The following is a 13,932-nucleotide window of genomic DNA, read 5'->3' as shown; positions in this document are numbered from 1 at the left end:
AGGACTGTTATGAACCCTGCTGCAAATACCTATGTTGATGAAACCGGATTTGGTATCTGGTTCCTGCAAAGCCATGTCTGGCAGCACCACGTGTTACGTGTCGCGATCAATGACCTCAAGGCACTCGCAGGCTCAGCGCTGCCAAAGGCTCCGGTGGTACTGGATGCAGGCTGCGGGCAAGGCAAGTCTTTCAAACTCTTGCACCAGGCTTTTGCCCCAAGCCAGCTGATCGGCTTAGACGCCGACCCGCACAGCTTGCAATGCTCGCAGACGGAAGCCCGCAACGCAGGCATTGAGGTGCAGTTAGTCAGCAGCGATTGCGCGGCAATAAAACTGGCAGATGCAAGCGTCGACATCTTGTTTTGCCACCAGACCTTCCATCATCTGGTGGAGCAAGATCAGGCGCTGGCCGAGTTCTACCGAGTGCTCAAACCCGGCGGGCTGTTACTCTTTGCCGAATCAACCCGTTTCTATATCGATACCTGGGTAATCCGTTGGTTGTTCCGCCACCCCATGCACGTGCAAAAAACGGCCGAACAATACTTGCACATGCTGCATAAGCAAGGCTTCGAGTTCAGTCCTGAGCAGGTGTCATATCCTTACTTGTGGTGGAGCCGTGCCAAGGATTTCGGCCTGCTGGAACGCTTGGGTTTACATAAACCAAAACCGTCTGGGGAGCGCGATGAAACCCTGGTCAATGTCGTGGCGCGCAAGCCTTTGCAGGTAGACTCTTGATCTATCGCCACTTGATTATGCTCAGCCAGCGAGTACGCGGCCTGACAATCAGCCTGTGCCTGCTGCTGACCGCTTGCGCCGCCCATACGCCAGTGCCGCAGACAGCGCCAAAGCTGCCAAGCCAATTACCACTGACCTTGCAGATTGAGCGCCAAGCTACAGATGGCCCACAAACTTGGCTGCTGGTCATTCAGGCGCAGCGCTCAGCATTACGCTGGTCATTGTTTGATCCGATGGGCACGCCGTTATCTCGCCAAAATCTGATCGCTGGTGTCTGGCATGACGAAGGGCTTCTACCGCCGAACCCGCCGGCACGCGAACTCTTTGCAGCTATTTTATTTGCGCTCAGCCCAGCCGCCAGCCTTGCCGAGAGTTACCCGGCACACAGCTGGAAGCTGATCAATGACAGACAACGAGAACTGAGCCCCGACTGGCGGATCAGTTACAGTGAACCTCTTGATTTCACCCTTGAGACGAACGCCCAGGTGCGTTATCACGTCACTCGTATCGCCTCAGACGAGAAACCTTGATGCCCAGTTACATTAATCATCTTGGGCTGATTTGCGCGCTCGGCGCAGACACCCAAACGGTCGCCCACGCACTGTTCAGTGGGGATACCTCAGGTATGCGCAAGCAAAGTGGCTGGCTCAATGATCGAGACCTCACCCTTGGCACAGTGACCAGCCAGCTACCCGAGATGCCCGCCGGGATGGAAGCATCCCTGAGCCGCAACAATCAGTTGTTGCTTGCGGCGGCACGGCAAATCGAGCCGCAAATCCGCCAAGCCATTGAACGTGTAGGCAGTCATCGAGTGGCGGTAGTCATCGGCACCAGCACATCGGGCATTGATGAAGCAGCACAAAGTATTGCCCTGCATGACGCCCACGGCGCGCTGCCTGCCGACTATTCATACGCTCAGCAAGAGATCTCAGCCCCCGCCACCTTTCTAAGCGACTGGCTCGGCCTCAGCGGACCCACCTACTGCATCTCAACGGCCTGCACCTCAAGTGCGCGGGCATTGCTTAGCGCTCATCGACTGCTGGAGCAAGGCGTCTGTGATGCAGTGCTCTGCGGCGGAGCCGACAGCTTATGTGGCCTAACCATCAATGGCTTCAGCTCACTCGAAGCGGTGAGCGAAGAACGCTGCCAGCCATTTTCGCGCAATCGCCAGGGCATCAATATTGGCGAAGGCGCTGCGTTGTTTCTAATGTCCCGTGACCCAAACAGCAATGCCCCCAAAGCCATTGCACTGCTCGGTGGCGGTGCAACCTCAGACGCCCATCATATTTCCGCCCCTGAGCCCAATGGACTGGGCGCACAGCAGGCCATGCGCACGGCCCTGAGCGCAGCCAAACTTGAGGCTGAAGATATCGATTACCTGAACCTGCACGGCACCGCGACTCAGCATAATGACGCCATGGAATCCCTAGCCGTACAGGCCGTGTTTCCTCAAGGTGTTTTGTGTTCGTCAACTAAAGCGCTTAGCGGCCATACCCTGGGGGCGGCTGGAGCACTGGAAGCAGCGTTTTGCTGGCTAACGCTTAGCGAACACAACCCCAGTCATTGGGTGCCGCCACATAGATGGGATGGCGCGCCTGATCCGCAACTTGCGCCCATCAAACTGGCGGAACCCGGCACTCGATTTGAGACGCCTGCGCGTTACGCCATGAGCAATTCATTTGCCTTTGGCGGCAGTAACCTCAGCCTGATCTTTGGAGTGATGCCATGAGTCTTTTTTCAATGGCAGAACTTGTCCCTCATTCAGGCGATATGATCTTGCTGGATGAAGTTGTCAGCTACGGCGAAGACGATGTCGAGACCCGCGTGCAGGTTAAGGCCGGTGGACTGTTCAACCAGGCGGACGGCAGTTACCCCGCATGGTTAGGTGTAGAGCTTATGGCCCAGAGCATCGCCGCTTTTGCAGGCAGTCATGCGCGGGCAGCAAATAAACCTGTGGCGCTGGGCTTTTTGCTCGGCACCCGCAAGTTCGAGTGCGATGTCGAATCGTTCCCCTTGGGAGCAGTGCTGCAGATCAAGGCCCTGCGCACATTACAAGATGACAATGGCATGGCGGTGTTCGAATGCCACCTCAACGGCCCGGGCATTTACGCAACAGCCCGCCTCAATGTATTTCAACCGCCTAACATAACCCAGTTTATACAAGAATCCGGCGAGGCCCCAAAGCATGTCTGACCCTATATTGGTAACCGGTTCCAGTCGCGGTATTGGCCGGGCCATTGCCTTACGCTTGGCCAGCGCCGGTCATGATCTGGTGTTGCATTGCCGAACCCGGCGTGAAGATGCGCAAGCGGTACAAGCTGAAGTTACCGCCCTGGGGCAAAGCGCACGCATCCTTCAGTTTGACGTTGCCGACCGCGCCGCCTGCCGCGAGCAACTTGAGGCCGACATCGAGCAGCACGGCGCCTATTACGGAGTGGTCTGCAATGCCGGGCTCACCCGTGACGGCGCTTTCCCGGCCCTCAGCGAAGATGACTGGGATCAAGTCTTACGCACCAACCTGGACGGTTTTTACAATGTCCTGCAACCGCTGACCATGCCAATGATTCGCCGGCGAAAGCCTGGTCGTATCGTTTGCATTACCTCGGTTTCCGGGCTCATTGGCAACCGCGGCCAAGTCAATTACAGCGCCTCCAAGGCCGGTGTTATTGGTGCAGCCAAAGCCCTCGCCATTGAACTGGGCAAGCGCAAGATTACGGTTAACTGCGTGGCCCCCGGGCTGATCGATACCGACATGCTTGATGAGCATGTACCCGTGGATGAGTTACTTAAGATGATCCCTGTGCAGCGCCTTGGCACACCCGAGGAAGTAGCAGGCGCGGTGAATTTTCTGATGTCTGAAGAAGCCGGCTACATCACCCGCCAAGTCCTCGCTGTGAACGGAGGGCTGTGCTGATGAAAGCTTGTAAACGCGTGGTAGTCACCGGCATGGCGGGCGTTACCTCTTTGGGTGATGACTGGCCAAGCATCGCAGCCAACTTCCGCGCCAACCGTAGCGGCATTCGCCGCATGGATGAGTGGGACCGTTATTCCGAGTTGAACACGCGTCTTGGCGGGCCAATTGATAATTTCAGCGTGCCCAAGCATTGGACGCGCAAGCAATTGCGCAGCATGGGGCGTGTCTCCAAATTGGCGGTCTATGCCGCCGAGCGAGCCCTTGCAGATGCCAATCTTTTGGGCGACCCATGCATTCAAGATGGCCGCATGGGCGTTGCCTGCGGCTCCTCCACTGGTAGCACTGAAGAAATCAAAGCCTTCGGCAATATGCTGCTGAACTCGGTCGCCGATGGCCTTAATGCCAACTCCTATATCCGCATGATGCCCCATACCACAGCGGCCAATATCAGCATTTTCTTCGGTCTGAAGGGTCGGCTGATTCCGACTTCAAGTGCCTGTACCAGCGGTAGCCAAGGAATAGGCTACGCCTTTGAAGCAATCAAGTTTGGACGTTTACCCTTGATGCTCGCAGGCGGCGCCGAAGAACTCTGCCCGACCGAGGCGATGGTGTTTGATGCACTCTATGCCACCAGCCTGCAGAACGATGCCCCGCAAAGCTCACCACGCCCATACGACAGTTCGCGTGATGGTCTTGTCATCGGTGAAGGTGCAGGGATGTTAGTGCTCGAAGAACTTGAGCATGCCCTCGCCCGAGGTGCACGCATTCATGCTGAGATTGTTGGCTTCGGCTGCAATGCTGATGGCCTGCACATTACCAAACCGGAACAAGCAACCATGCGCCAAGCCATGCAGTTGGCCTTGGACGATGCCGAGCTTGAGCCCCATGCAATTGGCTATGTGAATGGGCATGGCACCGCTACAGAGCAAGGCGATATCGCAGAAACATTGGCCACCAGCAGCCTGTTTGGCGAGCAGATGCCAATCAGCTCACAGAAAAGCTTTCTCGGTCATACCTTGGGCGCATGCGGCGCACTGGAGTCCTGGTTTTGCATCGAGATGATGAACAGTGATCAGTACGTGCCCACCCTCAATCTCAATCACATCGACCCCCGCTGTGGTCCGCTCGACTATCTGCATGGGGCGTTTCGGCAGATGAGTAATGAATACGTGATGAATAACAACTTCGCCTTTGGCGGGGTTAATACTTCGCTGATTTTTAAGCGCTGGGGGCTTAACGAGCAATAACCCATTAGCCGTTTTACAACAAAAACAGCCACAGATAGGCTGAACACAACCACCATGGAGAGAACAATAATGCAGCTTAAACACTGGAGTTTTGCCCTGGCTATCCTAGCCGCCGTTCCTGGGCTGAGTCAGGCCCGTGATACCAAACTAATGCTCGATTTTCACACCGTTGTCGTCGATGCAACAGAAGAAGGCCGCTTGGATGGCAGCGTCAAATTTTATCTAGCAGGTGAAAAGCTGCCGGCTAAATCCAACACGCTAAATGAAGTGGTCACCAACAAAAAAACCAACGCCTTCAACAAGTCTGACCAAGAGGCCTGCTCTTGGGTATTAAAGTCTGCGTTGATTACGCTGCAAGACGCGGCCAAAAAAGCTGGGGCGAATGCCGTGGTGGATATCAGTAGTTTCTACAAGCGCAATGAGATGCGCGACAGCAAGAACTATGAATGCCATGCCGGCGCATTCGTGGCAGGCGTCGCACTTAAAGGCAAGCTGGCCAAGATCAAGTGATCGCACCTTTGGCAAGTACGCTTGGGTTGAGCGAAGGCCTAAGAGTACTTGCCAATAGTTGTCGATAAAGCCGCCGGTAAGCCGACTTCAGGCTTAAACCACGGAGCTCAACTGCGCTGCTATTCGATCCTTACGAATCAATATCAGGTTGCAAGTCAAGCCTACCGACCGCATACACTTCGAATACAGAAGACATCGCCCAGAGGCCGGAGGACAAGCACTGTTTTGCTTACCCTTTGCCTATGCGCTGGGTCTAAACTTTTGCTTGCGTTTATCTCGCTGGTTTCTACAATGTATCTACTTCATGAGGTGATCATATGGAAGTCAAAATTCAGCAATGGGGCAATAGCGCAGCGATTCGACTACCGGCAACTGTGCTCAAACAAATGAGTCTCTCCAGCGGCGATGTGCTGACACTGGATGCATCTGCAGATGTGATGACGCTTAAACCGGCTAAAACCAAACTGCACTATCGGCTAGCTGATCTAATGGCCAAATGTGACTTGAATGCACCTGAACCCGTAGAGCTGAGCGAGTGGAACAGCATGACGCCGACAGGACGTGAGGTTTGAAGCGAGGCACATTTAATCGGGCAGATATTGTCCGCCTGAACTTGAGCCCAACGGCTGGGCGTGAACAGCAGGGAGATTTTCGTCGGGCGTTGGTTCTTACGCCTGCAGCTTATAACGCATCTGGGCTGGCCATAATCGCGCCCATCACGCAGGGCGGTGACTTTGCCCGTTATGCGGGTTTCGCAGTACCACTAAGTGGTTCTGGTACTGAAACCCAAGGCGTTGTTCTGTGTAACCAGATTCGCACCGTAGACCTTGTGGCTCGTAGCGCAAAACGCATTGAGTCAGTGCCTGATGTGGTAATTGACGATGTGCTGGCCCGGGTCCAAGCACTCTTCGAGTAAACCCTCTAAGCGAGCATGAAACTCACCCGCGATGCTCAATCAATACGTAACTGCTGCGTAGACTTCGCATCGTTTCCATTGGACAACTCTGTGCCCTATAGCAAGCACTGCGAATACCATAACGCTGCGCGGCTTTTTCGCCGCGCAGCAATAGGCTTACGGTTGATACTGCGCCGACAACTCATGCACCGCTTCAAGAAATGCACCGGCATGGGCAGGGTCTACTTCAGGCGTGATGCCATGGCCCAGGTTGAATACATGGCCTGTGCCGGTGCCGTAGCTGGCGAGAATGCGTGCAACCTCTTTACGAATTGCCTCTGGCTTGGCGTACAGCACCGTCGGGTCCATGTTGCCCTGTAGCGCAACCTGATTACCCACGCGCTTACGCGCCTCGCCGATATCGCAGCTCCAATCCAGGCCCAGTGCATCTGCACCGGTCGCCGCCATCGACTCAAGCCAAAGGCCGCCGTTCTTGGTGAACAAGATCACCGGGACTTTACGTCCGTCGTGCTCACGGATCAGCCCCTTAACGATCTTCTGCATATAAGCCAGCGAGAACTCTTGGTACGCAGCAGATGACAGATTACCGCCCCAGGTATCGAAAATCTGTACTGCCTGAGCACCCGCGAGAATCTGCCCATTGAGGTAAGCGGTGACCGACTGTGCCAGCTTGTCCAGCAAGTTGTGCATGGCTTGCGGATTGTCATAGAGCATGGCTTTGGACTTGCGGAAATCCTTGGAAGAACCGCCTTCAACCATGTAAGTGGCCAAGGTCCATGGGCTGCCAGAGAAACCAATCAGCGGCACGCGACCATTAAGCTCACGACGGATGGTGCGCACGGCATCCATGACATAACCGAGATCTTTCTCAGGATCGGTCACTTGCAGCGCATCTACATCGGCAGCTGAGCTGATGACTTTTTTGAAGCGCGGGCCCTCGCCTGTTTCAAAATACAGACCCTGACCCATGGCGTGGGGAATGGTCAGAATGTCTGAGAACAGAATTGCGGCGTCCAACTGTGGATAGCGATCCAAGGGTTGCATGGTCACTTCACAGGCGAACTCTGGGTTCATCATCAAGCTCATGAAGTCGCCCGCCTTAGCCCGGCTCGCACGGTATTCCGGCAAGTAACGGCCAGCCTGACGCATCATCCACACCGGGGTGACATCTACAGGCTGCTTGAGCAGGGCGCGCAGGAAACGGTCGTTCTTCAAGGCAGTCATCTTCACAATTCTCTGTAAGTCATAGAATTCTCAGCTCTCGCAGTTCGCCGCATGACACTCACATCAGTCAGCAGTGGCCAGCACGAGAAAAAGTGCGGGTATTTTCGCAGACCACAATGCAAAAGGCACGGCGAGTGCCGTGCCTTTTGTCTATCGTGACGATTTGCCGCGTTCAATCACGGCTTTTTAGGAGCCATGAAGTTACGGCAATAGCGTTTTAGACGCCCAGATAGTCGAGAATACCTTCAGCGGCGTTACGGCCTTCGAAGATTGCCGTCACCACCAGATCGGAACCACGGACCATATCGCCACCGGCGAAGATCTTCGGGTTGCTGGTCTGGTGCTTGAACTGGCTCTGCTCCGGTGCAACCACACGGCCCTGGCTGTCAGTTTCGATTTCAAACTGGCTAAACCAAGGTGCAGGGCTTGGACGGAAACCAAACGCGATCAGCACAGCTTCCGCCGGGATGATCTCTTCCGAACCAGGAATCGGCTCTGGGCTGCGACGGCCACGGGCATCAGGCTCACCCAGGCGGGTTTCAACAACCTTGACACCTTCAACCTTGTCTTCACCGACAATGGCGATTGGCTGACGGTTGAACAGGAAGCGAACACCTTCTTCTTTGGCGTTCTTAACTTCCTTGCGCGAACCCGGCATGTTCTCTTCGTCACGACGGTAGGCGCAGGTCACGGACTTGGCGCTCTGACGAATCGAGGTGCGGTTGCAGTCCATGGCCGTATCACCACCGCCAAGTACGACAATGCGCTTGCCCTTCATGTCGATAAAGTCTTCTGGCGACTTCTCGAAACCCAGGTTGCGATTAACGTTGGCGATCAAGAAATCCAACGCATCGTGTACACCCGGCAAGTCTTCGCCCGGGAAACCACCTTTCATGTAGGTGTAGGTGCCCATACCCATGAACACGGCATCGTATTCAGCGAGCAGTTCATCCATGCTGATGTCTTTACCGATTTCGGTATTGAGACGGAACTCAATACCCATGCCAGTGAAAACCTCACGGCGATGGCTCAGGACAGTTTTTTCGAGCTTGAACTCAGGAATACCAAATGTCAGCAGGCCGCCGATTTCTGGGTTCTTATCGAACACCACCGGCGTCACACCACTGCGCACCAATACATCAGCGCAACCCAAGCCCGCAGGACCTGCTCCGATCACAGCCACACGCTTGCCAGTCGGTTTAACACCCGACATATCAGGCCGCCAGCCCATGGCGAAAGCCGTGTCGGTGATGTACTTCTCGACCGAACCGATAGTCACCGCACCGAAACCATCGTTAAGGGTACAAGCCCCTTCACAGAGGCGGTCTTGCGGGCACACACGGCCACAGACTTCCGGCAGCGTATTGGTCTGGTGCGACAGCTCGGCTGCAGCCAGGATGTTGCCTTCAGAGACCAACTTCAACCAGTTAGGTATGAAGTTGTGCACCGGGCACTTCCATTCGCAATAGGGATTACCGCAACCCAGGCAACGGTGCGCCTGATCGGCGGCAACAGCCGGTTTGAAGTTGTCGTAAATCTCAACAAATTCTTTTTTGCGTTGACGCAACAGCTTCTTTTTTGGGTCTTTACGCCCAACTTCGATGAACTGGAAGTCGTTATTCAGACGTTCAGTCATTTCAAAACCTCTCAACAGCGTGCGCAGCTTATAAATCGGCGCAGCAAGACAATCACGGTGAGCATGCTGCCCTGAGCATTAAGGCCCAGGACAGCCGCTTGAAGCTGTTCTATTGCGGGTTAGCGCGCATGCTCGACAGCAAGGATTTGAGGCTGGCAGCCTTCGGCTTGACCAACCAGAACTTACGCAAGTAATCGTCCAGGTTCTCAAGCAGATTAGCGCCCCACTCACTGGCTGTTTCAGCAACATATTCAGCCAACACAGCTTGCAGATGGCTGCGGTAAGCCTCCATCGCCTCACTGTTGATGCGCTGAATCTCGACCAGTTCATGGTTAACTTTGTCGTAGAAGCTGTTGTCCAGATCAAGCACATAGGCGAAACCGCCAGTCATGCCTGAGCCGAAGTTATAGCCCGTCTTACCCAGCACACAAATGAAACCGCCAGTCATGTATTCGCAGCAATGGTCGCCCGTGCCCTCAACAACCGCATGAGCACCCGAGTTACGTACACCAAAACGCTCGCCAGCAGTGCCGGCTGCAAACAGCTTACCGCCGGTTGCACCGTACAAGCAGGTGTTACCGATGATGGCGCTGTCCTGAGTGGCAAATGGGCTGCCCTGCGGCGGCGTAATCACCAATTTACCGGCGGTCATGCCTTTACCGACGTAGTCGTTAGCGTCGCCTTGCAGGTACATGTTCAAGCCACCGGCGTTCCACACCCCAAAGCTCTGCCCAGCAGTGCCTTTGAAGCGGAACGTGATCGGCGCTTTAGCCATGCCCTGGTTACCGTGTTTACGGGCAATTTCACCGGATACACGGGCACCAATCGAACGGTCGCAGTTGCAAATGTCGAGTTCAAACTCACCGCCACTTGCTGAAGCGATGGCTTCACTCGCCAGTTCAACCATTTTCTCTGCAAGCAGACCTTGGTCAAATGGCGGGTTGCGATCAACTGTACAGAACTGCGGCTTGTCAGCCGGAATCAGGTCACTGCCAAGCAGCGGGCTGATGTCCAGGTTGTTCTGCTTGGCTGTTTCGCCCGGCAGGATTTCAAGCAAATCGGTACGGCCAATCAGCTCCTCCAGACTGCTCACACCCACCAGCGCCAACCATTCACGGGTTTCTTCAGCCACGAACTTGAAGAAGTTCATGACCATTTCAACCGTACCGATGAAGTGGTCTTTACGCAGTTTGTCGTTCTGGGTTGCAACACCGGTTGCGCAGTTGTTGAGGTGGCAAATACGCAGGTATTTACAGCCCAACGCAATCATCGGTGCAGTACCAAAGCCAAAGCTTTCAGCCCCGAGAATTGCTGCCTTGATCACATCAAGACCAGTCTTCAAGCCGCCGTCAGTCTGCACTCGAACCTTGCCGCGCAAGTCGTTGCCGCGCAGGGTTTGGTGCGTTTCAGCCAGACCCAACTCCCACGGAGCACCCGCATACTTGATCGAGGTCAGTGGTGATGCACCGGTACCGCCGTCGTAACCTGAAATGGTGATCAGGTCAGCGTAGGCTTTGGCCACACCTGCCGCGATCGTACCCACACCTGCTTCTGCAACCAACTTGACCGAAACCAGCGCAGCCGGGTTGACCTGCTTGAGGTCATAGATCAGCTGAGCCAAATCCTCAATCGAGTAGATGTCGTGGTGCGGCGGTGGCGAAATCAGGGTGACGCCCGGCACTGCGTAACGCAGGCGTGCAATCAAACCGTTAACTTTACCGCCCGGCAACTGACCGCCCTCGCCCGGCTTAGCGCCCTGAGCGACTTTGATCTGCAGCACTTCAGCATTGACTAGATATTCCGGAGTGACACCGAAACGACCTGTGGCCACCTGCTTGATTTTCGAGGTGCGAATGGTGCCGTAGCGCGATGGATCTTCGCCGCCTTCACCGGAGTTAGAACGCGCACCCAGGCGGTTCATCGCTTCGGCGATAGCTTCGTGAGCTTCAGGCGACAAGGCACCCAGCGAGATACCCGCCGAGTCAAAGCGCTTGAAGATCGATTCCAACGGCTCAACCTGATCAAGACTCAATGGCTTGTCAGCCTGTTTGAGTTTGAGCAGGTCACGGATCATCGACACCGGCCGGGTATCAACCAGCGCGCTGTATTCTTTGTATTTTTCGTAGTTACCCTGCTGCACGGCAACCTGAAGGGTGTTAACCACATCAGGGTTGTAAGCATGGTATTCGCCGCCATGGACAAACTTCAGCAAGCCACCTTGTTGAATCGGCTTACGGTTGCTCCAGGCTTCATTGGCCAGCAGTTTCTGCTCAGCTTCAATATCAACAAAGCGTGCGCCTTTGATGCGGCTGGCAACACCACGGAAGCTGACATTAACAACTTCATCGGACAAACCAACGGCTTCAAACAGTTGCGCGCCACGATACGAGGCAACTGTCGAGATACCCATCTTCGAAAGGATCTTCAACAGGCCTTTGGAGATGCCTTTGCGGTAGTGCTTGAACACTTCATAGAGGTCGCCAAGCACTTCCCCGGTACGGATCAGGTCACCGAGCACTTCATAGGCCAGGAACGGATATACCGCCGAGGCGCCGAAGCCGAGCAAGACTGCGTAGTGATGTGGATCACGTGCAGTCGCGGTTTCGACCAGAATATTACAGTCGCAACGCAGGCCTTTTTCGGTCAACCGGTGATGCACTGCACCCACAACCAATGACGCATGGGCCGGTAGCTTGCCCTGTTCAATGTTGCGGTCACTGAGTACCAGCAACACTTTACCGGAGCGTACTGCTTCCTCTGCCTGGTCAGCCATATTGGTGACAGCAGCTTGCAGGCCGATGCTTTCGTCATAGTTCATGTCGATGAAATGACGTTCAAAGCCTGGGCTTTCCAGGTTCATCAAGGTGCGCCATTTGGCTGGCGAGATGACTGGCGAGCTGAGGATTACGCGCGTGGCATGTTCTGGCGACTCTTCGAAGATGTTGCGCTCGGCACCGAGGCAGATCTCCAGCGACATAACAATGGCTTCACGCAGCGGGTCGATTGGCGGGTTGGTAACCTGCGCAAACTGCTGGCGGAAGTAGTCATAAGTCGAGCGTACACGCTGCGACAACACCGCCATTGGCGTGTCGTCACCCATCGAGCCAACGGCTTCCTGACCTTGCTCACCCAGTGGGCGCAGCACTTGGTCGCGCTCCTCGAAGGTCACCTGATACATCTTCATGTATTGCTTCAGGCGGTCTGCTGAATAGAAGTCGGAACCGTGGTCGTGGTCGTCCATGGTCGCCTGAATACGCATACCGCTCTTGCGCAGCCATTGCTTGTAAGGGTGGCGCGACTTCAAACGGTTGTCGATGTCTTCGGCGTTAAGCACTTGCCCGGTTTCAGTGTCGACAGCCAGAACCTGACCTGGTCCGACACGGCCTTTGGCGATGACTTCTTCTGGCTTGTAATCCCAAACGCCGATTTCCGATGCAAGGGTGATATAGCCATTGGTGGTGGTCACCCAGCGCGCTGGACGCAAGCCGTTACGGTCAAGCAGGCACACGGCATAGCGGCCATCGGTTAGCACGACGCCAGCCGGACCATCCCAAGGCTCCATGTGCATGGAGTTGTATTCGTAGAACGCGCGCAAATCGGCGTCCATGGTTTCAACGTTCTGCCAGGCCGGTGGAATGATCATACGCACGCCACGGAACAGGTCGATACCGCCGGTGACCATCAGCTCAAGCATGTTGTCCATGCTCGATGAGTCCGAACCCACGCGGTTAACCAACGGGCCTAGCTCGTCGAGATCAGGGATCAGGCCGTTGGCGAACTTGGTGCGACGCGCCTGCGCCCAGTTACGGTTACCGGTAATGGTGTTGATCTCACCATTGTGCGCCAAGAAACGGAACGGCTGCGCCAACGGCCACTTCGGCAGTGTGTTGGTCGAGAAACGCTGGTGGAACACACAAATAGCGGTTTGCAGGCGTTCGTCACCCAGATCCGGGTAGAACTGCTGCAGGTCCGCCGGCATCATCAAACCTTTGTAGATGATGGTCTTGTGCGAAAAGCTGCAAATGTAATGCTCAGCATCCACCGCATTGCTCACCGAAGAACGGCGACGCGCGCAGAATAACTTGATCGCGAACTGTTGGTCGCTAAGGCCTTCACCACCAATAAACACCTGCTCAATCTGCGGCAAACGCTCAAGCGCCAGTCTGCCCAGTACGCTGGTGTCGATTGGCACTTTACGCCAGCCGATCAGACTCAGGCCAGCGGCCAGAATCTCTTTATTCATGTTCTCACGAGCAGCTTGGGCTTTGACCGGGTCTTGGTTGAAAAAAACCATACCCACGGCGTATTGCTCAGGCAACTCGACAGACAACTGCTCCTGGGCAATTGCCCTCAGGAATGCATCAGGCTTCTGCATCAGCAGACCACAGCCATCGCCAGTCTTACCGTCAGCGTTGATCCCACCACGGTGGGTCATGCATGTCAGGGCTTCGATAGCGGTCTGCAGCAGGTGATGGCTAGCCTCGCCCTGCATATGGGCAATCAGGCCGAAGCCGCAGTTATCCTTGAACTCATCAGGACGGTACAAACCTGCTTTCATAGGGACTCTCACCAGGCTGCCTCCTTTTCTAGGGAGGTAATTACTTTCTAATTCAATAACTTACCGTGCGCGCAGGGCATCGCCCCAGCTTTGCGCAGGCAAAAGGGTGGTCATTGTACATATCCACTCGGGACGTCACAAATTTTAGTGACGACCTAATGCAATCATATGTCGCGAAAACGATATTTTAGA

The 13,932-nt window shown here is 55.1% G+C and carries 12 protein-coding genes; 9 read left to right on the top strand and 3 right to left on the bottom strand.

Annotated features, from left to right (window positions below):
• Positions 1-9: 9 nt before the first annotated feature.
• The 9 genes from ACIGCM_RS07725 to ACIGCM_RS07685 all read left to right on the top strand — a co-directional run bounded on the left by ACIGCM_RS07725 (position 10) and on the right by ACIGCM_RS07685 (position 6,322).
• Positions 10-735 carry a class I SAM-dependent methyltransferase gene (locus ACIGCM_RS07725; protein ID WP_397501461.1) on the top strand — a complete coding sequence of 242 codons (726 nt, stop codon included), beginning with the start codon at positions 10-12 and terminating at the stop codon, positions 733-735.
• A gap of 17 nt (positions 736-752) precedes the next feature.
• Entirely contained in the window at positions 753-1,265 is a 513-nt protein-coding gene (locus ACIGCM_RS07720; protein ID WP_397501971.1) for a DUF3261 domain-containing protein, read from the top strand.
• Positions 1,265-2,464 carry a beta-ketoacyl-[acyl-carrier-protein] synthase family protein gene (locus tag ACIGCM_RS07715; RefSeq protein ID WP_397501460.1) on the top strand — a complete coding sequence of 400 codons (1,200 nt, stop codon included), beginning with the start codon at positions 1,265-1,267 and terminating at the stop codon, positions 2,462-2,464. Before ACIGCM_RS07720 ends, ACIGCM_RS07715 begins: the two co-directional genes overlap by 1 nt.
• On the top strand, positions 2,461-2,928 hold the full coding sequence (locus ACIGCM_RS07710) for a hotdog family protein (protein ID WP_397501459.1): 468 nt from the start codon (positions 2,461-2,463) through the stop codon (positions 2,926-2,928). The genes ACIGCM_RS07715 and ACIGCM_RS07710 overlap by 4 nt, the downstream gene beginning before the upstream one ends.
• On the top strand, positions 2,921-3,649 hold the full coding sequence (locus ACIGCM_RS07705; protein ID WP_397501458.1) for a 3-ketoacyl-ACP reductase FabG2: 729 nt from the start codon (positions 2,921-2,923) through the stop codon (positions 3,647-3,649). The genes ACIGCM_RS07710 and ACIGCM_RS07705 overlap by 8 nt, the downstream gene beginning before the upstream one ends.
• Complete coding sequence (locus ACIGCM_RS07700; protein WP_397501457.1) at positions 3,649-4,896, top strand: beta-ketoacyl-ACP synthase; 1,248 nt, start codon at positions 3,649-3,651, stop codon at positions 4,894-4,896. The genes ACIGCM_RS07705 and ACIGCM_RS07700 overlap by 1 nt, the downstream gene beginning before the upstream one ends.
• A 69-nt stretch (positions 4,897-4,965) precedes the next feature.
• Positions 4,966-5,406: an excinuclease gene (locus ACIGCM_RS07695; protein WP_397501456.1), complete on the top strand. Its 441-nt coding sequence runs from the start codon at positions 4,966-4,968 to the stop codon at positions 5,404-5,406.
• 317 nt (positions 5,407-5,723) lie between these two features.
• Positions 5,724-5,978, top strand: a complete 255-nt coding sequence (locus ACIGCM_RS07690) for an AbrB/MazE/SpoVT family DNA-binding domain-containing protein (RefSeq protein WP_397501455.1) — start codon at positions 5,724-5,726, stop codon at positions 5,976-5,978.
• The gene (locus ACIGCM_RS07685) at positions 5,975-6,322 is read left to right on the top strand and encodes a type II toxin-antitoxin system ChpB family toxin (protein WP_397501454.1); all 348 of its coding nucleotides are present in this window, start codon (positions 5,975-5,977) and stop codon (positions 6,320-6,322) included. The genes ACIGCM_RS07690 and ACIGCM_RS07685 overlap by 4 nt, the downstream gene beginning before the upstream one ends.
• 156 nt (positions 6,323-6,478) lie before the next feature.
• On the opposite strand, the gene hemE is transcribed toward ACIGCM_RS07685, so the two are convergent.
• The 3 genes from hemE to gltB form a co-directional block, all read right to left on the bottom strand.
• On the bottom strand, positions 6,479-7,546 hold the full coding sequence (gene hemE / locus ACIGCM_RS07680) for a uroporphyrinogen decarboxylase (protein WP_397501453.1): 1,068 nt from the start codon (positions 7,544-7,546) through the stop codon (positions 6,479-6,481).
• Positions 7,547-7,763: 217 nt separating this feature from the next.
• Positions 7,764-9,182: an FAD-dependent oxidoreductase gene (locus tag ACIGCM_RS07675; RefSeq protein ID WP_397501452.1), complete on the bottom strand. Its 1,419-nt coding sequence runs from the start codon at positions 9,180-9,182 to the stop codon at positions 7,764-7,766.
• Positions 9,183-9,291: 109 nt separating this feature from the next.
• Positions 9,292-13,740: a glutamate synthase large subunit gene (gene gltB / locus ACIGCM_RS07670; protein ID WP_397501451.1), complete on the bottom strand. Its 4,449-nt coding sequence runs from the start codon at positions 13,738-13,740 to the stop codon at positions 9,292-9,294.
• Positions 13,741-13,932 lie beyond the last annotated feature (192 nt).

Origin of the sequence: Pseudomonas sp. NPDC078700 (assembly GCF_044542375.1) — a bacterium.
Lineage (GTDB): Bacteria > Pseudomonadota > Gammaproteobacteria > Pseudomonadales > Pseudomonadaceae > Aquipseudomonas.
Note: the sequence above shows the minus strand (reverse complement) of the source record. Positions and strands in the feature narration are given on the sequence as shown.